The 24,742-nt window shown below is 55.9% G+C and carries 18 protein-coding genes and 1 pseudogene; 4 read left to right on the forward strand and 15 right to left on the reverse strand.

What is annotated here, in order from left to right:
• Positions 1–29 precede the first annotated feature (29 nt).
• Positions 30–179: a type B 50S ribosomal protein L36 gene (gene ykgO / locus P7C00_RS20685; protein ID WP_011062095.1), complete on the reverse strand. Its 150-nt coding sequence runs from the start codon at positions 177–179 to the stop codon at positions 30–32.
• A 186-nt stretch (positions 180–365) separates the two neighbouring features.
• Here ykgO and P7C00_RS20690 point away from each other — a divergent pair, with 186 nt between their 5' ends.
• Positions 366–581 (forward strand): hypothetical protein, encoded by a 216-nt coding sequence (locus P7C00_RS20690; RefSeq protein ID WP_404937260.1) that lies wholly within the window; start codon positions 366–368, stop codon positions 579–581.
• 69 nt (positions 582–650) lie between these two features.
• Here the strand turns inward: P7C00_RS20690 and P7C00_RS20695 are convergent, their stop codons facing one another.
• The 3 genes from P7C00_RS20695 to P7C00_RS20705 form a co-directional block, all read right to left on the reverse strand.
• A complete protein-coding gene (locus P7C00_RS20695; protein ID WP_404937261.1) occupies positions 651–1,868 on the reverse strand; it encodes a TPM domain-containing protein in 1,218 nt (405 codons plus the stop codon).
• Between the two features lie 156 nt (positions 1,869–2,024).
• A complete protein-coding gene (locus tag P7C00_RS20700; RefSeq protein ID WP_404937262.1) occupies positions 2,025–3,431 on the reverse strand; it encodes an aldehyde dehydrogenase family protein in 1,407 nt (468 codons plus the stop codon).
• A 10-nt stretch (positions 3,432–3,441) separates the two neighbouring features.
• Entirely contained in the window at positions 3,442–4,485 is a 1,044-nt protein-coding gene (locus P7C00_RS20705) for a homoserine dehydrogenase (RefSeq protein ID WP_346635222.1), read from the reverse strand.
• Between the two features lie 272 nt (positions 4,486–4,757).
• Here P7C00_RS20705 and P7C00_RS20710 point away from each other — a divergent pair, with 272 nt between their 5' ends.
• Positions 4,758–5,039 (forward strand): hypothetical protein, encoded by a 282-nt coding sequence (locus P7C00_RS20710; RefSeq protein WP_404937263.1) that lies wholly within the window; start codon positions 4,758–4,760, stop codon positions 5,037–5,039.
• Between the two features lie 29 nt (positions 5,040–5,068).
• Here P7C00_RS20710 and P7C00_RS20715 read toward each other — a convergent pair whose 3' ends face one another.
• The 5 genes from P7C00_RS20715 to P7C00_RS20735 all read right to left on the reverse strand — a co-directional run bounded on the left by P7C00_RS20715 (position 5,069) and on the right by P7C00_RS20735 (position 8,199).
• The gene (locus P7C00_RS20715) at positions 5,069–5,674 is read right to left on the reverse strand and encodes a hypothetical protein (protein ID WP_404937264.1); all 606 of its coding nucleotides are present in this window, start codon (positions 5,672–5,674) and stop codon (positions 5,069–5,071) included.
• A 54-nt stretch (positions 5,675–5,728) separates the two neighbouring features.
• On the reverse strand, positions 5,729–6,073 hold the full coding sequence (locus P7C00_RS20720; RefSeq protein WP_404937265.1) for a hypothetical protein: 345 nt from the start codon (positions 6,071–6,073) through the stop codon (positions 5,729–5,731).
• Between the two features lie 46 nt (positions 6,074–6,119).
• Complete coding sequence (locus P7C00_RS20725; RefSeq protein ID WP_404937266.1) at positions 6,120–6,371, reverse strand: hypothetical protein; 252 nt, start codon at positions 6,369–6,371, stop codon at positions 6,120–6,122.
• A 969-nt stretch (positions 6,372–7,340) separates the two neighbouring features.
• Complete coding sequence (locus P7C00_RS20730) at positions 7,341–7,799, reverse strand: hypothetical protein (protein ID WP_404937267.1); 459 nt, start codon at positions 7,797–7,799, stop codon at positions 7,341–7,343.
• A 130-nt stretch (positions 7,800–7,929) separates the two neighbouring features.
• Positions 7,930–8,199, reverse strand: coding sequence for a hypothetical protein (locus P7C00_RS20735; protein WP_404937268.1), 270 nt, complete (start codon positions 8,197–8,199; stop codon positions 7,930–7,932).
• 247 nt (positions 8,200–8,446) lie between these two features.
• On the opposite strand from P7C00_RS20735, the gene P7C00_RS20740 reads away from it, so the two are divergent.
• A complete protein-coding gene (locus tag P7C00_RS20740) occupies positions 8,447–8,719 on the forward strand; it encodes a hypothetical protein (RefSeq protein ID WP_404937269.1) in 273 nt (90 codons plus the stop codon).
• Positions 8,720–8,904: 185 nt separating this feature from the next.
• On the opposite strand, the gene P7C00_RS20745 is transcribed toward P7C00_RS20740, so the two are convergent.
• The 4 genes and pseudogenes from P7C00_RS20745 to P7C00_RS20760 all read right to left on the reverse strand — a co-directional run bounded on the left by P7C00_RS20745 (position 8,905) and on the right by P7C00_RS20760 (position 15,175).
• Positions 8,905–9,345: an RDD family protein gene (locus P7C00_RS20745; RefSeq protein ID WP_404937270.1), complete on the reverse strand. Its 441-nt coding sequence runs from the start codon at positions 9,343–9,345 to the stop codon at positions 8,905–8,907.
• Between the two features lie 62 nt (positions 9,346–9,407).
• Positions 9,408–9,893: a pentapeptide repeat-containing protein gene (locus P7C00_RS20750; protein WP_350403466.1), complete on the reverse strand. Its 486-nt coding sequence runs from the start codon at positions 9,891–9,893 to the stop codon at positions 9,408–9,410.
• A pseudogene (locus P7C00_RS20755) lies at positions 9,893–14,932 on the reverse strand (hemagglutinin repeat-containing protein); the annotation flags it as partial. The pseudogene P7C00_RS20755 and the gene P7C00_RS20750, both read right to left, overlap by 1 nt.
• A gap of 51 nt (positions 14,933–14,983) precedes the next feature.
• Positions 14,984–15,175: a hypothetical protein gene (locus tag P7C00_RS20760; RefSeq protein ID WP_404937271.1), complete on the reverse strand. Its 192-nt coding sequence runs from the start codon at positions 15,173–15,175 to the stop codon at positions 14,984–14,986.
• 364 nt (positions 15,176–15,539) lie between these two features.
• Here P7C00_RS20760 and P7C00_RS20765 point away from each other — a divergent pair, with 364 nt between their 5' ends.
• Entirely contained in the window at positions 15,540–15,812 is a 273-nt protein-coding gene (locus P7C00_RS20765; RefSeq protein ID WP_041752729.1) for a hypothetical protein, read from the forward strand.
• Positions 15,813–16,542: 730 nt separating this feature from the next.
• Here P7C00_RS20765 and P7C00_RS20770 read toward each other — a convergent pair.
• On the reverse strand, positions 16,543–17,025 hold the full coding sequence (locus tag P7C00_RS20770; protein ID WP_404937272.1) for a hypothetical protein: 483 nt from the start codon (positions 17,023–17,025) through the stop codon (positions 16,543–16,545).
• A 12-nt stretch (positions 17,026–17,037) separates the two neighbouring features.
• A complete protein-coding gene (locus P7C00_RS20775; RefSeq protein ID WP_404937273.1) occupies positions 17,038–24,723 on the reverse strand; it encodes a DUF637 domain-containing protein in 7,686 nt (2,561 codons plus the stop codon).
• Positions 24,724–24,742: the final 19 nt, after the last annotated feature.

Raw genomic sequence — 24,742 nt, forward strand, 5'->3', positions numbered from 1 at the left:
CCCTGTCCTGGACAGGAGCAAGCGGCGGTTCAGCCCTTATTGCGGTTTTTCGCCCCGCCCTGGCGCGCCTTGAAGCGTGGATTGGATTTGCAGATCACGTAGATCCGGCCGCGACGCTTGACGATCTGGCAGTCGCGGTGACGGTTCTTGGCTTCTTTGAGGGAGGACAGGACTTTCATGGGAGAGGCTCCTTGGGGTGATTTTAAAACGTAATAACATATCTTATTTGTAAACAAGAATAATTATCAACATCAAATCCCTTCCTCTCGAAAGAAGGTTCAGCTGGCGGCCTAGAGCATTGGCTCTAAAGATCACCACAAAGCGGTCGTTATCCTTTATTCACCCCCACTCAAGGAAGCAGTGACATGGAAATAAGCAACCGTCCCCTCCCACCACTGACCGCCGGCGGCTCCCAGCCCGGCATCAAGCTGCCTGACTCGGGCAAGGTGCTGACCCCACCGCCCCTGACGGCGGAACAGAAAGAGGCGCTGGAAAAACTCCGCGACAAGGCCAAGGAACAGCCTCAGCCACCGGTTACGGTCACGCCGCCAAAAAACTCATTGATCGACGAAGTCGTCTGATCCAAGAACCCGGACGGACACGGCAGCGCCTGGGCCGGTCCGTTCGGCATGGGAAGGGAAACAGGCGCGTCACCAACTGCCCGACGCCCCCCCGCCGCCACTGGAGCCGCCGCCTCCGGAGAACCCGCCTCCCGAGCTCGAACGACCGCCGCTGCCGCTACTACCAGCGCCACTGGACCAGTGAAAGCTGCTGCCACTGGCAAACAGCATAAAACCGAGGAAGTAGGCGAACGGCAACACCGTCAGCCACTGCCGGACCGTGCTCCAGGCGTCGACACCCCAGGCCATTAGTAGAATCAGCACCAGCAGCGCCCCCAGTCGCCACGCAAAGCCCTTGGGGCTCTTGCGCCACCGGTTGCGCATCATGCGGTAGAGCAGCCAATGCCCCCCCAGTACCAGCAGCACAGCGGCCGGCCAGGCCAGCCCGTAAAGGAAGGTCGCACTGCCCAGATACTGGCTGATCAGGCTCAACAGCGCGATATACAGCAACAGCCCCAGCACTCCGTAAAACACCCGACGCGCCTGCCACAAACCGGCGAAGGTCGCGCCGCCCACCAGCATGCACAGTGGCACCAGGAACAACTGCACCAGCCACTCGCGACCGCCCACCGCCCCTACCAGCAACGCCACCAGCAGTACCAGAGCGGCCAGGACCCGACGCCACTTCCAGCCTGCGGCCAGCATCACCCCCGCCACCGAACCGCTGATGAACGCCAGCAGCAAGGCATAGGCTTCCAGCGGTACGCTCAAGGGCGCCGGTTCCGGCAGCTCACCGCCGTCCACCAGGATGATCAGATCGTCCAGCGCACGATCGATCCCACCGGCAAAGTCTCCCTGGCGAAAGGCCGGGGTCAGGTCCCGGGCGATGATCTGCCCGGCCAGCAAGTCGGTGACCACCGGTTCCAGGCCGTAGCCCACCTCGATGCGCACTTTGCGGTCGTTTTTCGCCACCAGCAGCAGGAGGCCGTCATCGACCCCCTTGCGCCCCAGTTTCCACGAGCGAAACAGCTGGTTGCTCAAGGCTTCGATGCTTTGCTGGCCAAGGTTGGGCACCAGCATCACCGCGATCTGCGCGCCACGGCGCTGCTCCAGTGCCGCCAGTTTGTTCTCCATACGCTGCTGATCGGCAGCGTCCAGCGTGTTGCTCAGATCGATGACCCGGCGATCCAGGGAGATCTTCAGCAGCCCGGGCGGGGCCGGCTCGGCCACCACCAGTGTCGGTAACAGCAGACCGAGAAACAGCGCCAGCCACAGGCCGCGCCCTTGTTGCCACAACACCTTGATCATCCGAGCGCTTGCCCCATCGTTCTTCCTGAGTGGGCGAACTTTACCACTGCCTTTGTGCGGGTCGATTCGACAGCACGGCCCCCAGGCAAAAAAACACCGGGCAGGTGACCAAACCTGCCCGGTGCCCGACGACCTGTCGTGTTGCTGTAACCAGCCTCAGCCCAGGCGGTTGAGACACACCACTTTGGGCTGGGTCATTTCCTCATAGGCGAACCGCACTCCCTCACGGCCCAGGCTGCCGTATTTGAAGCCGCCAAACGGCATGGCATCGAAACGGTAATCGGACGAATCGTTGATCATCACCCCACCCGCCTCGATCCGCCGCGCAGCGTCCATGGCGGTGCGCAGATCGTTGGTGAAGATCCCCGCGTGCAGGCTGTATTCAGGCTGGTTGGCCAGGGCGATGGCCTGATCCAGATCGTCGAACGGCTGCAGCACCACCACTGGCGCGAACACTTCGTCCTGCCACAGGCGACTGCCGTGGTCGACATTCTCCAGCACCGTGGCGGCGTAGCAGGAACCCTGGCGCCGATGCCCACAGAGCAGGCGCGCGCCCTGCTGCAAGGCTTCATCCACAACTGTCTGCGCATTCTGCGCCGCCTGCAGACTGATCATCGGCCCGATATCCGTGGTGTCGGCCAGCGGATCACCACTGACCTGAGCCCGGGCCAGGCACACAAAGGCCTCGCGAAAGGCCGCATAGATCGAGGCCTGGACCAGCAGGCGCTGGGTGCCGATGCAGTTCTGCCCCGCCGCCCAGAACGCCCCCGACACACAACTCTGCACCGTGGCCTGCAGATCACAATCGGCCATCACGATCACCGGCGCGTTGCCTCCCAGGTCCATGGCCAGCTTCTTCAGTCCGGCGCTGCGGGCGATCTGCTCACCGGTGACAAAGCCGCCGGTGAAGGAGATCATCCGCACCTCACGCGCCGCCACCAGGGCCTTGCCCAACTCCGCGCCACCGGTGGCCAGGGTCACCACCGACGTCGGCAGCTCGGCATCACGCAGGTATTCCACCAGCTTGATGGCCGACAACGGCGCCAGCTCCGACGGTTTGAGAATCACCCCGTTGCCCCCGGCGATGGCCGGGCCCAGCTTGTGCGCCACCAGATTCAGCGGATCGTTGTAGGGCGTGATGGCCAGGATCAGCCCCAGAGGCTCGCGGGAGAACCAGCCCTGGCGGTTTTCCGAGCCTTCATAGGCATCGAACGGCAGCACCTCGCCCGCATTGCGCTTGGCTTCTTCCGCCGACAGCTTGAGGGTGTTGATGCAGCGTTTGACCTCCTTCTGCGCCTGCTTCAAGGTCTTGCCCGCTTCGTCGACGATCAGTCGAGCAAAATGCTCGGCGTCGCGCTCAATGTTCAAGGCCGCCCGTTCCAGAATCTGTGCCCGCTGATAACGCGGCAGCGCAGCGCAGTCCTTTACGCCCTGGCGGGCCTGCTGCAACAGGTACGGCACGGCACCGGCCTCAAGGCGTGGCACCGTGCCAATGACGCGGCCATCGAAGGGGCTGCAGACTTCAATCGAATCGGCGACCGGCGCCAGGCGTGACAGGTTCATGGGCAGGCTCCTAGCGGCTCGAGCGCGACTGGTGGATGTGGATGATGTCCGAGAGCAAGGCAAAGGCGGTCTCGATACGCCCGGCGCCCGGCCCGGACACCGTCACCGCGCCCAGCAGCCCGGTGTTGAACGACACCGCGTTGATCGCCCCGGAAATACCCGCCAGCGGATGGGCCAGCGGCAACAGCCGCGGCTCGACACTGGCCTGCAGCGAACCATCGGCTTGACGTTGGGCCGAACCGATCAGCTTCCAGCGCGCACCCTCGACCCGGGCCTGCTCCAGGTCCGCAGCCGTCAGACCGGAGATGCCCCGGCAACTGACGTCGCTGACGCTCAGCTGTGCACCGAGCAGTTCATTGGCCAGGATCACCACCTTCAAGCGCACATCGAAGCCTTCGACATCCGCCGTCGGATCAGCCTCGGCATACCCCAGGGCCTGAGCCTCGGCCACCGCCTCGGCAAAGTCCAGGCCGCCTTCCATGCGGGTCAGGACGAAATTCGAGGTGCCGTTGAGAATGCCCTCGAAACCCAGCAGCTCGCTGCCGGCCAGGGACTGCTGGGCCAGGCGGATCACCGGGGTGCCGCTCATCACCGCGCCCTCGTATTCGAAGGCCGCCTGATTACGCTGGGCCAGGGCCTTGAGCTCAGCGCCGTGCAGGGCAATCGGGCCCTTATTGGTGGTCACCACATGCTTGCCCTGCTCCAGGGCCCAGCGGCAGAAAGTCGTGGCCGGCTCGCCGTCCACCGGGTTGGTGAAGGTGGCCTCGGCAATGATGTCGGCGCCAGAGTCCTTGATCACCTGCTCGTTGAGCGCCTCTACCTGACCACCGGGCAGTTGCGCTAAAGCGCCTTTGGTTGCTGGCAGCTTGCTCAGCAGGCCGGCGTCCAGCCCCTGGGGAGCAACGATGGAACCGAGGAACAGATCGCTGATGCCGACGATTTTCAAACTGAAACCCAGTTGTTTTTTCCATGCCTGATTGCGCTCGGCAATCAATTGCGCCAGGGCTCGATTGACCCCACCGAAGCCCACCAGGGCGATGTTGTATTCAGTCATTTTTGTTGTGTTCCATCCGGGTTGAGAAGCTGATGGACACAAGGTTAGGGGGCTGGCTCGGGCAGTGAAATATGCCGTTTTGCTGTATTTGCTGAGCATTTTGCCCACGCCTGGAGCCAGGTGCGCGGGCATAGAAACATGGCGGGTTGCGCAGGGACACCTTCGGGAGTGCCAGGTCCTATATCCCTGGTCCGCCAACCTTGTGCAATCCGTCACCCTTCTCTGCTTGGCGGCAGAGGGTGATGGCTCTGATTGATACAGGAGGAAGCCCCATGACGACTCTGAATCGATACATGCCGATTACCGGCCATGACTGCAACATTCCCTCGCTGCTGATCGATACCCAAGCCCCCATTGACGTCCTCCACGATGCAGCCGCGTATCGCATTCGCGCTGTGACTCAACTACTTGAGAACCTCTCGGTTTCTGATGAAGCGCCCGATGGTGCAGTGGTTCTGCAGGAACTGTCGCTGGTGTGCAGCATTTTGCTGCGAGATGGGTGTGATTTGATGGATCTGGCAGGGCGACTGATGCAAGACCAACTAGCAGCATAAGCCAAAAGAGGCGGTATTAGAGCCTCCCCTCAGCCTTGGTACATAGTAGGGAAATATTCATTTATACGCTCGTTATCCAGCAACCGATCAACTGTAAAGTCCAAGCGATCCGAAACAGCGATGCCTCTTCGCAATGCTTCAGGAAAGTCCTCGACTGAGGCGAAAACTGTCGGGACCAGATATCTAAAATAATCACCCATCTTGGTAGTCCCATCGTACCCTACTGGATAGTCCTCACCCTCATAGCTGCCTTCAATAGCGTGATAGACAAAGAAGCCCTTATTAACAGGTAAATTGGCCTCACTGTAGTTACCCATTTCCGCCAAATCACTCTCAAACTCATCTAAAATAAAACCTTTACACAAGTTACTTCGATGACGACAAGCGGAATACAGGTCCACATCAAAGCTGCCATCTTTCACTATCGGGTAATCATAAAACTCTTTTGACTCCTCCCACATATATTCATTCATTCGATCGAGTAGTGACTCAACCTCGGCAATCCTGAGCAACTCCCTGGGCAAATCTCCGAAGCAGTTATTCACCATTACTGCAACCCGTCCAAATTTATCCTTTGCAAACCAAGTGAATATTGAACCAAACTCAGGTTGCCAATCAGCGTCTAGAACCGTCATATGTATGCCACCTAGAGATATTTAAAAATCGACACATACGCCCACCAACATCTATTACGAGATAATGAACTTCTTCCACCCTAGCAATGCGCCTTCAAAATCTTCAAGAGTCACATCTAAAAAATACGTTTCATCATACAAGGAATATATTTTCGCCACCTTACCAGCAAGAACTACGCCCCAAGCATCACGACTCCATTCAATCACTTCAATCTGATCCCTGCTTATCTGACGAATCTTGTCCAGTCCTTCATCAAGCCATGGCACAGTTTCCAAATAAGGTTGACCACCATCATCCATTAACAAACAGGCGATTAGATCAACTCCATCTCCATTCAAGACACCTGAGCGACAGCACGGCCAGCGTCTACCATCACTTTCACCCCAATAAAAATCCATCCCTACACCCAACAAGTCTATAAATAACTTCCTGACAGACACACAATTAAAGACCTTCCTTAAAACGCTCTGGCAAGTACTCCTGATGGACCATACCCTTCAGCAACTCCTTAATCTCATCAAGATAGAAAGAAAGTTCCTCCTTCGACTCACACACTGTATTTTCCGCAAGAACTGTATCGCTAAAATTTTTCATAACCATGTCTATGCAATCCGCGAACACCATCAACTCACCCTCTGAAACCCTAAGATCATAAAGAGTGATACTTGCCACACACTCTTTCTTTAACATTTCCACAAAGCATCTCCTCAAACGCAATCAAAACAATCTAAAATATAACCTCACATTCAAATTCAGTCGCACCAAATTTCTCAAGCAACACACTCAACCTTGAAATATATCAAGTAAAATCAGGAACACAATCTTTTATATAAAGCCTATCTATTGAAATAGACATTGACATCCAAGCAGTCCAGATCTGTGGCCTCCAAAAATTCTTCAGTCATTTCCATTGAGTCCACCCAGAAAAATTCTATTGGAGCAGTTCCAGCCGAGTAGAATTTAGAGCCACTTACACAAGTGCAATTTCCAATTCATCACCCTCCCTCTTTACTCCCTCTAAACCAAAAACCCATCACCCTCTACATAGTCATAAAGCTGGATCTGCGGAAACTCTGTATCACTGACAAACATAAGCTCATGCCCCTGATGCTGCTGCATAAAAGCCTGGATAATAAACCACGCACGACCGTCATTAAGCCAAGTTCGATGCTTGTCAGAATATACCCCCTGCACAACCAAACGAGAATGTTCTCGCCCCAATTTCTTGCCCAGATTCAAAGAGATCCGACATGATTTACAACATAAGTAATGATATTCGCCCATCCCCGCCCCCAAAAAAATTCAATAGTCACATCAGCATTTTGCCAATCACAACATAGTCTTTCAATTCCCCCCTTGGCCGTACCAATAGACAACGTCCTTCTTCGTTAAACTCCGCCTCATCTGCATCACTGGGAAATTTGGAGTGTAGAGGGTATTCCGTATCTAAAGCTCCATCATACTTCAATGCCCATGACATCCGATCTGACTTAAGCTTTTGTGAAATGGGATATTCATCCGGATCAACATCCCCATAAGACCCTGGTGATACATCCCACAACGGAAAACACTAATAGTCAGCCATCAGTCTAATTATTTTCATTATTATCCCTCACCGGATACGCCCGCCTTCGGGAGCAAAGCCCCATTGAAAACCAAGCATCACTATTTAGCCAAAAACCCTTTAAGCCCAATACAAAATTTATTCAGATCGGACACATCGACAACCGTCTCAAACCCAAAGTAAGTATTTGTCGTTGCCTTTTCGCCCTGACCACAATTAAATAATATACGTATTGAAAACTCCCCATCTGACAAATCGACCGCATCACCACTCAGGGCTGTTATGTGCATATCGTTCTCCAAATTTACATAAGTAAATGACTCAGCCAACTCCCCCGCCACCAGACCTTTAACATGACTATCAAAATAAGATATCAACCTTTCTATATCACGCCTATACAGCCTGCAGAAAAACTTCTCAGATAAAAAACCAGAAAACCCACTATCAAGCGCACAAAATATATTAAAATCAAAAACCCCATCATTTACATAAATATTAACTGACACAAACTGCAATACCCCCACATCCAACTTAAGACCCACACTTTGCAAATTATTCATTACCATCTTCCCTTACCGCCCAAGACTCACTTACACCAGTCATCCCTGAGCCCAGTCAAAATATTTAGAATATTGGAATAGCTCAAAAAAGGTACTGAAAGAGAAAAATTAAAAGACTCATACTCAATATCTATGGGCAGAAAAAATCAAAACTCTCTCTTCCACCAGAAAATAAACTCACATTCAAATGGCTTTTAATAGCAAGCACATCATCAAATAAAACCTTACGCACCTCACCCCCACTCACGAATGAAAAACCATCTACAAAAATATCTAAAGTATCAGCCTCAAGTTCAACTGAACATAGAACCTGCTCCCGCCCTACCACTTCATAAAAGCGACCACGCCCCGAAGCCTCTAGTTGCCTCATTCTTTTTTCAAGGGGCCGACGAATTCTCATACTTTAAACCACTTCTCAATACGATTAGAGTTTGCACCTTCCAAAAAACACTCCAAAACTCCCACCCTACCACCAAATATATTACTTCTAAAAAACCAGATCCAACAAATCAAAAATACCACTACCAAAAGATTTTAAAGAAGCCGCAAACTCAACATAACTAACACCACCATCCACATTCCGCCCCTTACCCCATCTAATACTTAAATCATTTCAACCCTAGATCCAACTACAAATAGCTCACTCCATGAACAGATACATGCCGATTACCAGTCACGACTGCAACATTCCCTCGCTGCTGATCGATACCCAAGCCCCCATTGACGTCCTTCACGATGCCGCGGCGTATCGCATTCGCGCCGTGACTCAACTGCTGGAAAACTTCGCGATTTTTGATGACGCGCCCAGAGGTGCAGTTGTTCTGCAGGAACTGTCGCTGGTGTGCAGCATTCTGCTGCGCGATGGGTGTGATTTAATAGATGTGGCGGGGCGACGGATGCAAGGTCAGCTATTAGCATAAACAAAAAGGAGCGGTATTAGAGCCACCCCTTTAGCCTTGTTACATAGTAGTAGACCAGATGATAGTCTCTCGATCGCTCAGCACATTCGGTGTTTTGTCAAACACTCCGCATTGGCAAGACATGTCCAATATTTCTTCAAATATCTCAGCGCCACCTTTATCCCGCTCTTTTCGACTATATTTTTTCACAAATTGGTAACAACAGTTCTAGCCAACATATCGCCAAGTCGTCGACGCAAACCAAATAATACAAATACACCATCCAAAATACTGAATAACGCTTTAGGCAAATTTCTCAAGGCTGATTGAAGAGGGGTACAGGATGGTCCATAAGGAAAGCCAACCACAGTCATCTTGAATAGACGCTTCCCCAGACTTTGCCCATTGGGCAGCGCATCGCAAAACAAAAAGTAGGCGAGAGCAAGCAAAGTCAAGAAATAATCAACCCCCTGAAAAACCGTCAGACCCAGTTCTGAGCTGAAGCGAACAGACAAATGCAGCATGAAGCTTTTCAAAAACAGAATAAAAAATACAACCGCCATATCAACAACGTATCCAGCCAGACGCTTTATAGGGCTTGCCAGATCATAAACACCTATTGAACCGGTTAACTCTACCTGACTCAAAATGTATCTCTCCATCGATAAAATAGGGCTATCGCCGCAAACACTTAATTAAAAACCCAACACTAAGTCTTAACCTTAACTGCACCGTGGAGCTCAGGATAAAACCCTTCTGGCCATAGAGTTTTTTCATCATATTTAGCACCAAACAAATCAGCTTCCTCTATTCGCTTGACGTCAACATTAGCGCCGCACAAGTCAGCACCTCTAAAGTCAGCACCTCCCACATCTGCATTTTTCAAATTAGACATTGAAAGATCACTTCTAGAAAAATCAGCATACGCAGCAATTGAGTCTGAAAGGTCAACACCTCTCATTACTGAGCAGCTAAATGTAGCGTTCATCAATGCCGTCTTACCCATTTTAGCTCCACTCAACGTACAGAAATCAAAAACAGCATTTCTCAAATTCGCACCAGTAAAGTCTGTACCAACGAGGTCTAGACTTTCAAATATTGCACGATGTAAATTTACCCCCCTCAAATCTGAACCAGCAAAGCTATCGAACGCAAACTCTAAACTTTCTCCAGTCTCAAATTTTAAAACGATCATTAATCACCCCAATCTACCGGATCAATTTTCAATTCACCAACCGGCCTTTTTAATTCAACTTTATTTGGAGATAACGCTCCAGGCTTTACGCTAGGCTCTCTACCCAATATCTTTGCCGCTATATATCGATGATTCCCTTCGATAATCACATCTTCATCCATATCAATTGCTGGTGCTATATCGCCCTTCAAAAGCCTATCAACATATCGCTGAATCATGGGAAGTGACACAGCCTTTTGCGTACTAATAGCAGAATCGCCTTGCAATGCTTGTTTAATAATTTCAGGCGTTACATCGGAACCTTTTGAGACTAATGGCTTTGGTAATACCCCAGTTCCTTTTACTGAGCCATCCTCACTATACATCACCCCCGGATTCAGCTTGTGCTCCGGAGTCACATAGGCACCATCCTTCTGCACTCCATCCAGCTGAGTACCGCCGGTATGCGGCGTTGTAATAACTCCGCCACCCTCAGCGTAGCCCCCGCTGGCGGGGTTCCATCCTGATGTAATAACAATCGGATTAACCAGCTTTCGGTTTTCGTCATCAAGTAGATGAACTGGGAACGGCATGAGGGTGACCATTTCCCAGGCTGCCATCGTAACCTTGAGTTGGTTCTGCATTTGCTCCTTTGTTAAAGCGAAATCTTGGCTTACAGCTTTAATCATCGAATTAGCAGAGTTACGCATCCGCTCTTGACTTTCAGGTGTCAAAGTAGGATAGACCAGAGCCGCAGCAAGTGCTGCCATTACTCCAACATAGGCTACCCCTTGTACATAATTCTGCGCCGTTGTAGGAGAACCTCTCAGAGTGGAAATCATTGCTGTCAGTTCAACTGATTTCTCAGGGCTTTCGCGGACAATTTCCTTCATCCGAGCGAGAAGAATCTTTTCCCCATCGGAATTTAAGTCTCCCAACTGCTCCCTCAGGCGAAACTCAATAGCCTCCGCACGTCTGTTCTCATCCTTACTGAAGGCTTTTAGATAGTTTTCGGTTTCTACCAGGACTCTATTAATGTCTTCGGATGTGCCCTGAAGATTGTCTGGCGACGCGATTAGAACGCCCATGCTGGCCAAGAGAAGGGTCAGCTTTACCATCGTCTCCCGGCTTTTTTCCCCATACAACTCAACACTCTTCTTCCACTGCTCATACGCCTTCTTCGGGCTCGCCACCGCTCCAAGGGAAGAACTGCTCGCATACAAATCCGTACGCGACTCCTCATCCTTGGTGATCTCATACGCCTTGCTCACATCCCGATTCAGCCCGGCCGTTGAATCAGCCCCGGTCTCGACATCCTTGCGCACCACAATCTCGCCCGCCCCGACGGTGGCGCGCACGATCTGCTCGCGGTCCTTCTGGTAATCCCAGCCGCTGACGCTCCAGCCGGTTTCACCTTCCTTGCCTTTACCCACCTGGCTGCTGTCTTGTGTGGTGCCACTACCGGAGCTGTAGGTGCCGCCCACGTTCAGGTAATAGCCGTGTTCCTTGTCCTTGCCGGCGATATCGCTGAAGCCCAGGGTGCCGGTGTCCAGCTTGAGGTTGCCGTTGTCAGCAGCGATCAGCGCACCGTCGATTTGGGTGTGGTTTTCGGTGCGGATATCGACCTTGTTCTTGCCAGTGATGCGGGTTTGCTCTTCAACCCAGTCGGTCTTGCCGGTGGTCTGGCCATAACCGACCGAGCCACTGAGCCCCGGAGCAGGACCAAAGGTGGCGGTGACGCTGATGTCGAATTCCTTGCCCTTGACCTTGCCGGTATCGGCGACCGAAGCGACGTTCAGGTCTCCCCCGACACGCCCGATCACTTCATCGCCACGCAGGTTGGCACCAGAAATGTTGGTGTCCTTGCCACTGGTGAAGCCCAGACGCTCCCCGGCATAGAGATAAGCCTCTTGCTGGCGCTCGCCTTCACGCTCCAGATTGCCTTTGCCCATGCTGACGCTGGCGTAGACGCCCACGCCTTCTGAACCAAAGGTGAAGCCCATCTCCCCACCACCACTGTTGCGGTTGTTCTCGCTGCTGTGGTCGTTCTGCGCGGCGCGGATGTTCAGGTCGTTACCGGCATCCAGGTCGATGTTGCGTCCGGCCTGGGCCTGGGTCCCGATCAGGTTCAGGTCGTTGCTGGCCTTGAGGTTGATGTCGCGCCCGGCATCCAGTTGGGTGGCGGTGGAGGAACCTTGGCTGCTCTCGCTGCTGGCGGTGCCGAAGCTGCCGCCGACGCCGATCTTGAAGCCACCGCTGGTGCCGCCGTGAATGCCGCCCCACATCTCGGTGTTGCGGGTTTCCTCGCTGATGCTGCCTTTGGCCACATCCAGGGTGACGTCGCGCCCTTTGATGTTGATGTCGCGCCCGGCACCCAACTGGCTGCCCTTGACGGTCACGTCGTTGTTGGCCGTGAGGTTCAGGTCGTTGCCGGCCTGCAGGGTTGAAGAGCGGTTGCTCTGCTCGATGATCTCCTGGCTGCTGCTTTGCTTGCTGTTGCCAAGCTTGACGTCAGCGGTCGGCCCGGCGAGGAACTGGCTGACCGAGTCGACGGCCTTGAGGGTGCTGGAGGCTTTGCTGGTGTTGTTTTCACCGTCGCCGGCGCCGTTGACCGCGTCCTTGGTCTTGCCATAGTTGTGGTTAATGGTGACACCCAGGCCATTACGCTCGCTTTCACGCTGCTGCTCGGTCACCCGCACTTCCCGGGCGGCGTCGATCTTGATATCGCGACCGGCCACCAGGTTGATGTCGTGATCGGCCCGAAGGTCGGAACCGATCTGATTGATGTCGCGCTTGGCGTTGACCGACAGGTCTGCACCAGCGCTGATCTGGCTGGCGGCGGCGGTCTGGGTTTCGACGCGATTCTTCTCCTTGTTGCGCTCGGCACCAGCGAAGAGGCTGACACCGTTGTCGTCGCTGCTGACGCCCACGCCGACTTGCTTGCTCTTCTTCCAGTCCTGCTCCGCCGAGCTGTTCTGTGCCGCCACGACATTGACGTCACGTCCGGCGTCGAGGCTGACATTGCGCCCGGCGCTGATGCCGCTGCCCACCACATTGATGTCGCGCTCGGCCTTCAGGCTCGCATCGCGCTCGGCCAGCACCTGGCTGCCCACGCTGGTGCTGCTTTGCGCCTGGCGCCCGGACTCCTTGGCCGAGGCAAAGGAGACGCTGGCCCCGGAGGAGGAAAGCCCGACCTTTTTCTTGTACTGCTCGCTGCGGCTGTAGGCCGTGTCATTGGCCGAAACCAGATTGATGTCACCGCTGTCCTTGACCAGCCCGGCACGCAGTTCCACATCGTTGCCGGCCAATGCTTCACTGGCCCGCAGGCGGATATCGTTGCCTGCTGCCAGCACCACATCGTTGCCGGCACTCAGCCCGCTGCCGACCTGGGTCGCGGTGGTTTGCAACTGGCTCTTGCCGCTTTTCGACAGGCCAAGGAAACCGGACTTGGTCTTCTTGCTGTAGGAGCCGTGCTCCTCGACGCCAGAGAGGATCGCCACATCGCCGGTGGCGCCGACCATCAGGTCTGCACCGGCCTTGAGCTGGCTACCGATCAGCGTGACATCGCGGCCGCCGTTGATGCTCATGCCGCCATCGGCTTTCTTGCTGGTGTTGAGGGTCAGGTCTTTCCCGGCCTCAACCACAGAGGCGACGTTGGTGCTGTGGTAACTCTCCTGTTGCTTGCTGCTGCTCTGACCAAAGGAGCCTTTGCCCTTCTTGGACATGAAAGAGGCAGTTTCATCCTTTGCCGACAGCACATTGAGATCGCGAGCGGCATCCAGGGCGACGTTCTGCCCCCCTTTAACCCGGCTGGCCACCAACGTCAGATCCTGGCCTGCCTTGATCGACAGATCACCACCCGCCTCTACGCGTGAAGACTGCTGGCGAACCTGATCGTCAGAACTTCTACCGTTACTGGTTTTGAACGAGCTATGACCCGCATTCGCCGCAGACTCGATGGTCACATCTCGCGCTGCAACCATCGACAAGCTTTGCTGGGCAGCAACCTTGCTCGCCACAACTTGAATGTCTTGACCCGCTGCTGCTTTCAGACTGCCGGCTATCTGGACGTCACTGGCATTTTGTGTGGTCTGACTACGCGTCCAGAGATCTTTCTTGAACTGGCCATTGCTGCTGTTCGCCTGTTCGGTGGACGTAATGGACAGGTCACGCCCAGCGCTGAGCACCGCATCACCGCCTGCGGTCAATGCGCTGCCGGTATTTTTCAGGTCCCGGCTTGCAGTCAGGGTCAGATTGTTGGCGGCCTCGATACGCGCTGCACTATCAACAAAATCGCGCTGCTCATTACTGATGGAAGTGGAGCTCTGATGGCGAGTCAAAGTGCGCTCGTTAACCACGTCCCCATCAGTTGCCGTCAAGGCCACATCGCGCCCTGCGACAACACCACCGGCCTTGTTCAGCAGATCCTTGCCCGCCGTCAGATTCAGGCCCTTGCCCGCCTCCACCAACCCACTATTGACCAGGTTCTCCCCCGCCACCGCCGACAGGTCATTGGCCGCGCGCAGGGTGCCGACGTTGTTCAAGTCCTTGCCGGCAATCAGGCTCACGTCCTTGCCGGCGATCAGGGAGCCGTTGGGCGCCAGGCGGTTGTTGGCCTGGGCCAGGTACAGCACTGGCACCAGCACCTGTTCGCCGTTCACTTCATGGCTTTCCAGCCAGACGATGTCGTGGGTCAGGGCGGCGACTTGTTCGGAGGTCAGGGTCACGCCCACCGACAGGTCAAGCTGTTGCTTGCTCTGGATGGCGTTGTCCATCAGGTGCTTGAAGAGCTTTTCGTTGCTGTCCTGGCCGTCGATAAAGCGCTGGCCGGTGCGGGCCACCATGGCTTGCTGGATGAGTTTCTGTTCGTAGAAACCGTCCCCCAGGCGCTTGGCGCTTTCATCGGGGTTGTAGCCGAGGTGGGACAGCAGGTAGTCCGAGCTCATGAACTGCTTGAGGTTGGTCAGCGCCGGGTTGGTTTCAATCAGGTACTTGTGCGGCCGGGACAGGCTTGCGGCGTCCGGCAGGCCGGCGATCTGCGCAGGCGTCGGGGCCGTGGTCCTGGGGGCCTTGGCGTCGAAATTTTAGGCCTCGGCGATCACCGCCAGATGCTAAGCCTGGATCTCAGCGTTGCTCTTAGCGCTGCGGGTGATGGTTTCGAACTGCTCGATATTACTGGCATTCAGATCTGTGCCTTCAATGGCAGCGCTACCCTGATCCACCAGGTGAAAGTCTTCCTTGGTCGGTTTCGACTGTTGGCTGCCACGCTGGAATGAACCGTGGCGAGCAATGCGGGACGGCATTGTAGGCCAGGAAAATCACGGCGAACCGACTCGAAAAGATACTCTCGGCAAATTAGGAATTGCCTTACGGCAGAAGCAGACAATCCAGTAGGAATGGGGCTTTAAGGACAGGGGGAGCGCTGGATATAGTCGAGGGGTCGTTGAAAGGACGACCGGGTTTGGCGACCTGACACCAGAATTGATGCAAAAGCCTCTGCTTGCAGGTACTTTTGCTCCCGCACAATCGCTTCATGGCGGCTGTGCGTGGGAGATCCTTTTGGGTCTGCCGGCTTATCTGGTGCCGGTTCGCCAACCTGCGTACAGCTGCCACCTTTCGTTTGGCGACGGTAGGGACAGCATGACTCCCATTACCAGAGAACTAACCATGAACAGATACATGCCGATTACCGGCCACGACTGCAACATTCCCTCACTACTGATCGATACCCAAGCCCCCATTGACGTCCTCCACGATGCAGCGGCGTATCGCATTCGCGCTGTGACTCAACTACTTGAGAACCTCTCGGTTTCTGATGAAGCGCCCAAAGGTACAGTTGTACTGCAGGAACTGTCGCTGGTGTGCAGCATTCTGTTGCGCGATGGGTGTGATTTGATGGATGTGACGACGAGGCGGATGCAGGAGCAGGTGCTTCAGTAAGCAAAAAGGGGCGGCTTGAAGGTCGCCCTTTTTCTCTTACAATTAATCGAATTCAGATCAATAAAAGGCTGATTTACTCTATTTCGCAACAGTTCCCAGCGACTCATCCCTGACCAGATAACGACCTTCTACACGGCTCAGCACTATCATCACGGCAGCATCATATCCCGCTTGAGGTAGACAACCACGCCCTATTCGAACGCCATTATTCAAACTTTTTATTTTCCAACTCAGCCTTTAAAAAATTGACTACGCACCAAAACCCCTTCCCACTGAGCAGAATTTAGCACCAACTTATCTCTGGAATAAAAACAAATTCAACAACCTCCTCAGATATACCATTTTTCATAAATAGATCTTTTCACGTTCAAAATAGACGCACAAATAAGAAAAAAAAGCATTTACACCCCCAACCTTCTCAAGTCGAGCTTAGTCATCATCCATCTCAACGAAAACCAATAAAACTCCCACTCAACGCCAAAATTACGCTCCTTCCACCAGGCGATGTATATGTAACCCGGCTATTTGGACACCTCCCACTTACGCCATTAGTATTAACGCCTACCTGCAGAATGTTTTTAATTAATCTCAAGTCAATAAGCCCATAAAAGTTAAAGATAAGAACCTAGTCGTCTCTTCAGCATCAAAAACTTAATCACCAATGAAAAATCTTTCACCCACTATTATTCAAATTTCGCTCACTTTAAACACACCCCCTCCACACTTAACTTTAAATACAACCACCGCGCCTTACTTCATAAAGAGTATCAGGAGGGGCTTGATACTTTTCAAAGTCAGCAATCACCACATCAAACATCTCAGAAAAGCAAATTCTTTTCACGAACTCCACCTGACTACTATCCGTTATAGAAAAACATATCTTTTCAGACTTACATATTGAAAATATATCTCCTATAGCGCCCAACAACATCTTAACTCTGTCTTTAGGGTGACAAGGAAAACCAATATCTGAGAAATCAGGATCATATTCATTATAATCCGTCAAATATGTTGCGTTAGGATACCCCGGTCTATCCCCTATCAAAAAAATAAAAGTGTCTATATCAGGAGTAAATTCTGACGGATAATTAAAAAGCTCATTACTTATTATTCTCTGAATCCCCAACTTACTTTTTGAGATATATTTTTCCAACGCCATCCAGGACTCCAGACTTGGAGCAGGGCAAACATAACCACAAACATCATTTGACATAACCGTCCTCCTCTACTTATCTAGAATCCAAGCTCCAACAGGCTTACCATCAGCATCGATTTCGCGATAATACTGTTTATCCACAAACCCCCGACTATTATATTCAATCTTATGCTCATGGGGCACTGCTCGCCCATCCACACCATACCCTAAACTACCGTGACTTCTTTGTTGACCATAGTCTTCCCGTGAAAAGGTCCGTCCTTGACTATCATAATAAGTTACACTTTTACTTCCATCCGCACGAGAGATTTCATATATAGAGTTTGGTGCTGCTGTTTTAGGAGCCTTACCTGAAGACACAACAACATGATCAATAATAGGTTTACTAGTACCTGAAGCCGCTACTTTCCCACTTGTAGCACCGCTTCCACCTTTACCCTTCCCGCCCAGAAAACCGCCCATTGCAGCAACAAGCTTACTTACCCAGGCAGCTTTTTCCGGCGAAACCCCTTTACTCTCAAGAGCAGACTCAGTCTGAGCCTGAATGAGAACCCCTATAGCAGCTGTATTCTGTAACTGATAACGATGCAAGTCCTCCTTAAACATCGAAGGAATACTGTCATCAAAATACATCTTTCCAAGACGCTCCTGCAGGCTATTTCTGTCATGCAGGAGATCCCCATACAAGAACGTGCAAAGGGCTGGATTTTTAGCACAATCGGCCGCCAATTCATCATCAAGCTTAACGCTCTGTTTTCTAAACCGCTCCCTGACCTCATCACAGTTTCCAAGAGCTTTACAGTTACGCGCCTGCTCCTCTAAGTCGTCAATTTCTTGATGCCCTGCATAGTTGTACTGCGTTGCGTTTTTTGCGACCCAGCCGCCCTTCTCTATCGATTGCGCATCCGCATCTCTCTGCGCAGCAGCTGCTAGCACACCCACAATCTGCGAGTTCATGGACAGCAGTGTCTTGTTACCACTCACCAGTTTGTCCAACTGGACAACCACAGCTTCATTTACACCCGCCGCCAAAGCGCCGGTCTTGAAGTCGCCGCCAGTTGCTTTTGACAGAAGGCCGCCAACCATGGCGTGGATCAATATTTTGGGAGGCATGCCGTCGTTCAAAACACCTTTGGTGTAATCACCCACCGCATTGAAGCTGGCCGCCGCCAAGGTGTTGAACAAGGCACTTTTCAGTGCATCACTTGCACTGCCACCCTGCCCCAGAGCCTTGCTCAACAGCATGGAAGTGCCGCTCTGCAGTGTTTGGCTCGCAGCAAATTGCCCAACACCTGTCCAAGTGCTGAGGTTCGGCCCAATAACCTGATTCGTTGCCGTATCAGTATGAGTGCCAGTCCAACCGTCAAAGTAAGCAGATGTAAGCCCCGCAGTAACACCAGAGATCACATACCCTTTCATCGCGTTGGAAGAGGTCACATCCTTGAATACAGCACCAAGGTTGCCACCGTTATTGATAAAGCTGACGGTCGCATTGGTCGACGCCCCCGTCGCAACAGCTCCCACAACCGCACCGGTAGTACCACCACCGACCAGACCACCCGCCATAGGCCCAATCACGGCGCCCATCACAATCGCAATAATGATCTGCGAAGCCGGCCCCAACCCAGAGTTGCTGTACTTGTAGGAGTCGTGGATCTCCTTCACCACCCGCCAATCAACATCGCCGCGTTTCTCGGCCTCTTTGAGCCACGCCAGTTGCGGGTCGGCCTTGACCATCGCGTCGATGCTCTGGCTGACGGTTTGCTGGTTGACTTGCCTCACATCGATCTTCAGGCCATCAACGGCTTTGATCACGATATTGCCGGCCGCCACCATCTGGGTCTGGCGCAGGGTTTCGTCGGTATTGCCCTTGCCTTTGGAGGACACCCAGAAAGAGTTGTTATTGGTCTTCTCGTGGCTTTCCTGGTGCAGGTCCTTCACCCCTTCGAAGGTGATGGCGCCACCGCTATCCAGAGTGATGTCCTTGCCACTCTCCAGCTTGGCGACCTGATACCTCTGGTCACCATCGCTCTTGAGCGTCAGGTTGCCACCAGCGCTGATCTCACTGCCAACATGGGTAACCCGGGTGACTTCATCGCGCTTGGTTTCCTTGCTGCCCCAGCCCCCCTTCTTCTTCATGTCATACAGCAAGTACTCACTGTCCTGCTCCGCCAGCAGGTTCAACTGACCACCAGCCACCAGATAGGCTTCATCCCCGGCCTTGACCTTGCTGGAAATCAGGGTCATGTCCTGGCCGGACTTGAGCATCACATCCCCGCCCGCCGTCACCGTGGTGGCTTGTTGGTGGACGCGATCCTCTTCGCTCTTGGTGGTACCGGTCTTGCTGGCCCAGTGTTGTTCATTGGCGGCCGAGGCCAGGGTCAGGTGGTCCTTGGCCGTCATCGAGACGTCGCCCTTGGCGTCGATCTGGCTGGCGACGGCGGTGACGTTGCCTCCGGCCTCAATACTCAGGTTCCCACCGCTCTCCAGGGTGGCGCCGTGCTGGGTTTTGCTCTGGTCGAGGTTGCCGATGCCGCGGTCGTTGCTGACCACTTGCTCGACGGCGTTGAGGCTGACGTTGCGACCGGCCTTGATGCGGGTGTCGCCACCGCTGTGCAGGACGCTGCTGTTGCTGTCGAAGTCTCGTTCGGCGTCGATGCTCAGGCTGTTGCCGGCTTCGATACGGGCGGCGCTGTCGAGGAAATCGCGGCGCTGCTCGCGGACGTAGTCTTCGCTGCTGCTCTGGTGGGTGGTCAGGGTGCGGTCGTTGATCACGTCGCCCTGGGTGGTGGTCAGGGTCACATCACGCCCAGCGATGATGCCGCCGGCGCGGTTGACCAGATGGTTGCCCGCCAGCAGATCCTGGCGATTGCCCGCCTCCGCCAACCCACTATTGACCAGGTTCTCCCCCGCCACCGCCGACAGGTCATTGGCCGCGCGCAGGGTGCCGACGTTGTTCAAGTCCTTGCCGGCAATCAGGCTTACATCCTTGCCGGCGATCAGGGAGCCGTTGGGCGCCAGGCGGTTGTTGGCCTGGGCCAGGTACAGCACTGGCACCAGCACCTGTTCGCCGTTCACTTCATGGCTTTCCAGCCAGACGATGTCGTGGGTCAGGGCGGCGACTTGTTCGGAGGTCAGGGTCACGCCCACCGACAGGTCAAGCTGTTGCTTGCTCTGGATGGCGTTGTCCATCAGATGTTTGAAGAGCTTTTCGTTGCTGTCCTGGCCGTCGATAAAGCGCTGGCCGGTGCGGGCCACCATGGCTTGCTGGATGAGTTTCTGTTCGTAGAAACCGTCCCCCAGGCGCTTGGCGCTTTCATCGGGGTTGTAGCCGAGGTGGGACAGCAGGTAGTCCGAGCTCATGAACTGCTTGAGGTTGGTCAGCGCCGGGTTGGTTTCGATCAGGTACTTGTGCGGCCGGGACAGGCTTGCGGCGTCCGGTAGGCCGGCGATCTGCGCAGGCGTCGGGGCCTGGGCCAAGGTGCTGCCCTGGCCGCTGAGGCGGAACAGGCCGTTGCCGCTGGTGGGCAGGGTGAAGCCCGGCAGTACCAGGGGGTTGACCTGTTGCTGGGCCAGTTCCGGGGGCAGTTGCGGGTTGATCCGGATCGGCGTCGAGTAGCCGTTGCCAACGCCGGTGTCGGTCAGGGTCTTGCCGGCGCCGACGTACTCGTAGAAGGAGCGGATCACGCTGTTGTCGAGGGTTTTGTCAGCCTTGAGGTTGACCTTGCCACCGGCCTGGAGGGTGGCGGCAAAGGATTGGTCGCCGTCCACCACTTTGCTGCTGGAGGACCGCAATACCCCGGTCCAGGCGATAAAGGCGCTGAGGTCGGAAGCAAAGCTGGCAGACGGAGTCGGGTTGTTGCGGGCGTTGAACGCGGCGGCATGGGCGGCGGCGTTACCAGTCTCGTTGACGAAGCTCTGATACCGCCGCAGGGTGGTGATTTCCTGGGGTTGCAGGCCCTGATTGTGGACGGTCTCGGCCTTGACGTTGAGGTCGCCGGCCGCGGTGATCAAGCTGCTGGTGTTGGTCAGTACCTGGGTGTCGATCTGCAAGTCGGCGCCGCTGTTGAGGCTGGCGGCGGCGCTGCTGTTGGTCACTCGCAGACGATCGGTTTCGGCCACTTCCCAGAAGCCGTTGATGCGGCCGCCTCCGCGGTCGTCGCAACCAATCCACTCACACGGCAAGCGGGTGATACTGGCCGCACTCTTCTCATGCTCGGTGTACTGCAGCACGTCCATGACGTTGTTGACGGTAGTGGCGGCGATGCTCAGCTTGCCGAGGCTTTCGATATCCCCTGAACGGTTGTCCAGCAGGTCGGCGCGGGTTTGCTGGTCGTCCTTGGCGATCAGCGCGGTGCCCAGGCTGTACACCTGGGCGTAGCGGTTGGTGAAGCTCGTGGTCAGCAGCTGCATATTGCCGCCGCTGGAGATCAGGCCGTGGTCGTTGACCAGGGTGGCGGCGTTGAGGTTCAGGTCTTCGCCGCTGCCCAGGGTGCCAAGGTTGTGGATGCTGGCGGCGTTCAGTTGCAGTTTCTGGCTGGCGGTGATGCGCCCGGCGCTGTTCAGCGCACCCTCGATCTTCAGGGTGCTGTTGGCGCCGCCGGCGATGCTGGCGCTGTCCGCCAGATCCAGTTGGGCGGCATGCAGGTCCAGTTGACCAATGCTGCTCAGGCGCCCCTTGCCGCTGTAGTTGCCGCTCAGGTCGAGGTTGAGCGCGGCGTCGCTGCCGATCAGGCCGTCGTTGCTCCAGTGGCTGCCGCTGCCGGTCAGGCCGTTGCCCGCCAGGAGCTGGCCATCGGCGGTCTGGGTCAGGTGGTCGACCTTGACCAGCAACTGGTCGGCCTGGATTGCACTGCTGTTGGTCCAGCGCTCGGCTTCCAGGGTCAGTTGGCCGGCGGTCTTCAGGCGGCCGCCGACGTCTTCGAGGTTGGCCATGGAGATGCCGAACATGCCGCTGCCGCTGTGCAGCAGGCTGCCGCCGCGGTTGTTGAAGCCGCCGGCGTCGAAGGCCAGGTCGTGGTTGGCGGTTTCCAGGAAGCCGTCGCGGTTGTCGAAAGTGCCGCCGATATCGAAGCGGGTTTTGCTCGCCAGACCCAGGGCCCGCAGTTGCCCGCGCTGGTTGTCCAGGCTGGCGGCGGCGGTGGCCAGGGTGCTGCGGCTTTCGATCAGGCCCTGGCGGTTGTCCAGGGCGCCAGCCAGTTCCAGCTCGATCTGCCGGGCGCTGATCTGGCCGGCGCTGTTGTCCAGGTCCTTGGCGCTGATATGCAGCGCCTGCTGGGCGAAGAGCGCGCCGTCACGGTTGTCGAGGCGGCCATCGGCGGCGGTTTCCAGAGTGGCGCCGCCGTTGAGGGCCGAGACCTTGCCCGCGCGGTTGTCGAGGTGGGCCGCCTTGAGCGTCAGGTCGCCCTGCTGGGCAATCACTTGCCCGCCTTGGTTGCCGGCGGCGGCTGCCACATCGAGGCCCAGGTTGGTCTTGGCCTGCAGCAGGCCCTTGGCGCTGTCCAGACGCTCGGCATTGAGTTGCAGGTCGGCTTCGCGGCTGAGGATCTCTCCGCCATCGCTGTTCTGCACTTCGCCACTGGCGCTGATCAACACTGAATCATTGGCCGCTACCCGGCCTTTCTGCCGGTTGTCCAAGTGTTCGGTGAACAGCCGCAGCCACTGCTGGCTGGAGAGGTCGCCGCCCTGGTTCTCAACCTTAGTGCTGCGCTTGAGCAGCAAGGGGCCGGCGGCAGACAGCGTGCCCTGGTTGTTGATCAAGTGTCCCAGCAGGTCGAGGGTGACGCCCTGCTTGCCGGTGAAGGTGCCGTGGCTGTTGTCCAGGTCACCACCAATGAATTCCAGGTCGCCGCTGGCGTTGACTGTGCCGCCCTGGTTGCCCAGGGCCATGGCCTGCAGGGTCAGGGTGGTGGCGCTGTCGAGGGAACCGCCCTGGCTGTTGTCCAGCCGCTCGCTGAGTTTGAGGCTCTGTGCACCCGCGCTGGAGATCACGCCCTTGAGGCTGTTGTCGAGGCTCGCGGCCTTGACGTCCAGGGCCTGCTGGCTGACCAGGCCACCGCCCTGGCTGTTGTTCAAGGCGTTGTTGAGGGTGATGTCGACAGCGCCCTTGAGGCTGGAGACGGTGCCTTTGTTGCTGTTGTTCAGGCCGATGCCCTTGAGGGTCAGGCCCTGCCAGCCAGACAGCAGCCCGCCCTGGTTGTCCAGTTCCGCAGTACCGGTAATCTCCAGGGTCTGTTGCGCCAGTACCACGCCGGTGAGGTTGTCCATCCCGGCCAGCACCAGGGTGCTGCTGCCCTGGCTCGACAGCTCGCCGCCGCTGTTGCCCAGGTGGCCCAGGGTGGCGTTGAGGGACTGCTGGCTCTTGATCAGACCGCCCTGGCCGTTGCGCACCTGATCGGCATTGAGTTGCAGGCGCTCGGCGCTCAGCAGCTTGCCCTGATGGCTGTTATCCAGAGTCCCGGCACTGACCGTCACCTGGCGCTGGCCGCTCAGGGTGCCGCCCTGGTTGGTCAAAGTCTGGGTAGTCGTGACCGTCAAATCACGGCTGGCCACCACGCTCTTGCCAGTGTTGTTCAGGTTTTGCGCCGTCAGGGTGACATCGCCGTTCGGGTTGCGGCTGTTGTCGAGGTTGACCCCGGCTTCGATGATGCCGTGGTTGTTCAGTTGCCCGCCGCTGCCGAGGGTGACGCTGTTGGCCGCCGCCAGGGTGCTGTGGTTGTTCAGGTCGTCTTGAGTTTGCACCTTGAGATCGGTGCCGGCGTAGACCGCGCCCTTAGCATCGAGGCTTTGCGCCTTGATCGCCACCGCGCCCTTCTCCGCGCTTGCCTCCACCATGCGCAACTGGCCATTGGCATCCAGCTGTATATCGCCACCACTGGCGATCAGCTTGCCGTCGAGCTTGACCCCGACCCCAGCCTCGGTGCCCACCAGCTTGATGGCCCCGGCGTACATGCCGCCCAGGGCTGATGAGTCGATGGCCAGTTGCGGCGCATCCGCTGGGTTGGCGGCGCGGGCCGTGGCGTTCAAGGTCTTGGCATCGACATCGTTGGCCCCGGCGATCACCGCCAGGTGCTTGGCCTGGATCTCGGCGTTGATTTTCGCGCTACGGGTGATGATTTCGAACTGGTCGATGTTGCTGGCATTGAGCCCCGCGCCCTCGATGGACACGCTGCCTTGATCCACCTGGTAACGCTGGAGCTGGCCGTTCTCGATCACCGGTTTGCCGGTGGTCAGGGTGGCTTTCGGGGTGTTGATAAAGCCGCAGCCGTTGCAGCTCACGCCATAGGGGTTGGCAACGATGACATGGGCCGATTGCCCGGCCACTTCGGTGTAGCCCTTGAGCTGGCTGGGGCTGCCGCCGTTGACTTCGTTGAGGATGACATTGGCCGCGCGGCCACCCAGGTTGGGGTTGCCGAGGATGATCCCGCCGAGTTGGGTTTCCTGGGTGCGGTTGATGGCGTTGTTGAGGATCACGCCCTGCTGGCCGACGTTGTAGTCGCTGAACTGGTTATGGGACAAGCCACCGCCATTGGGGGCGGCGATGTTGACGATGGGCACGCCATTGCCGGCCTGACCGAGACTGGTGCCGCTGCCGTTGACCACGATGCCGTCGGCCATCACCACCAGCGGCTGCCAGAACATCACGTTGGCGAGGATGAACGCCAGTCCGCGTTTCGGCAGGCCCCAGAAGGACTCACGCAATTGCAGGGCAGCCGAGGGCTGGCGGGCCAGAAAGGCAAACTGACGAACGTCCATGTCGAATATCTCAGGCAAA

It is taken from the genome of Pseudomonas sp. JDS08PS003, from assembly GCF_045013505.1.
In the GTDB taxonomy this organism is placed as follows: Bacteria; Pseudomonadota; Gammaproteobacteria; order Pseudomonadales; family Pseudomonadaceae; genus Aquipseudomonas; species Aquipseudomonas protegens_B.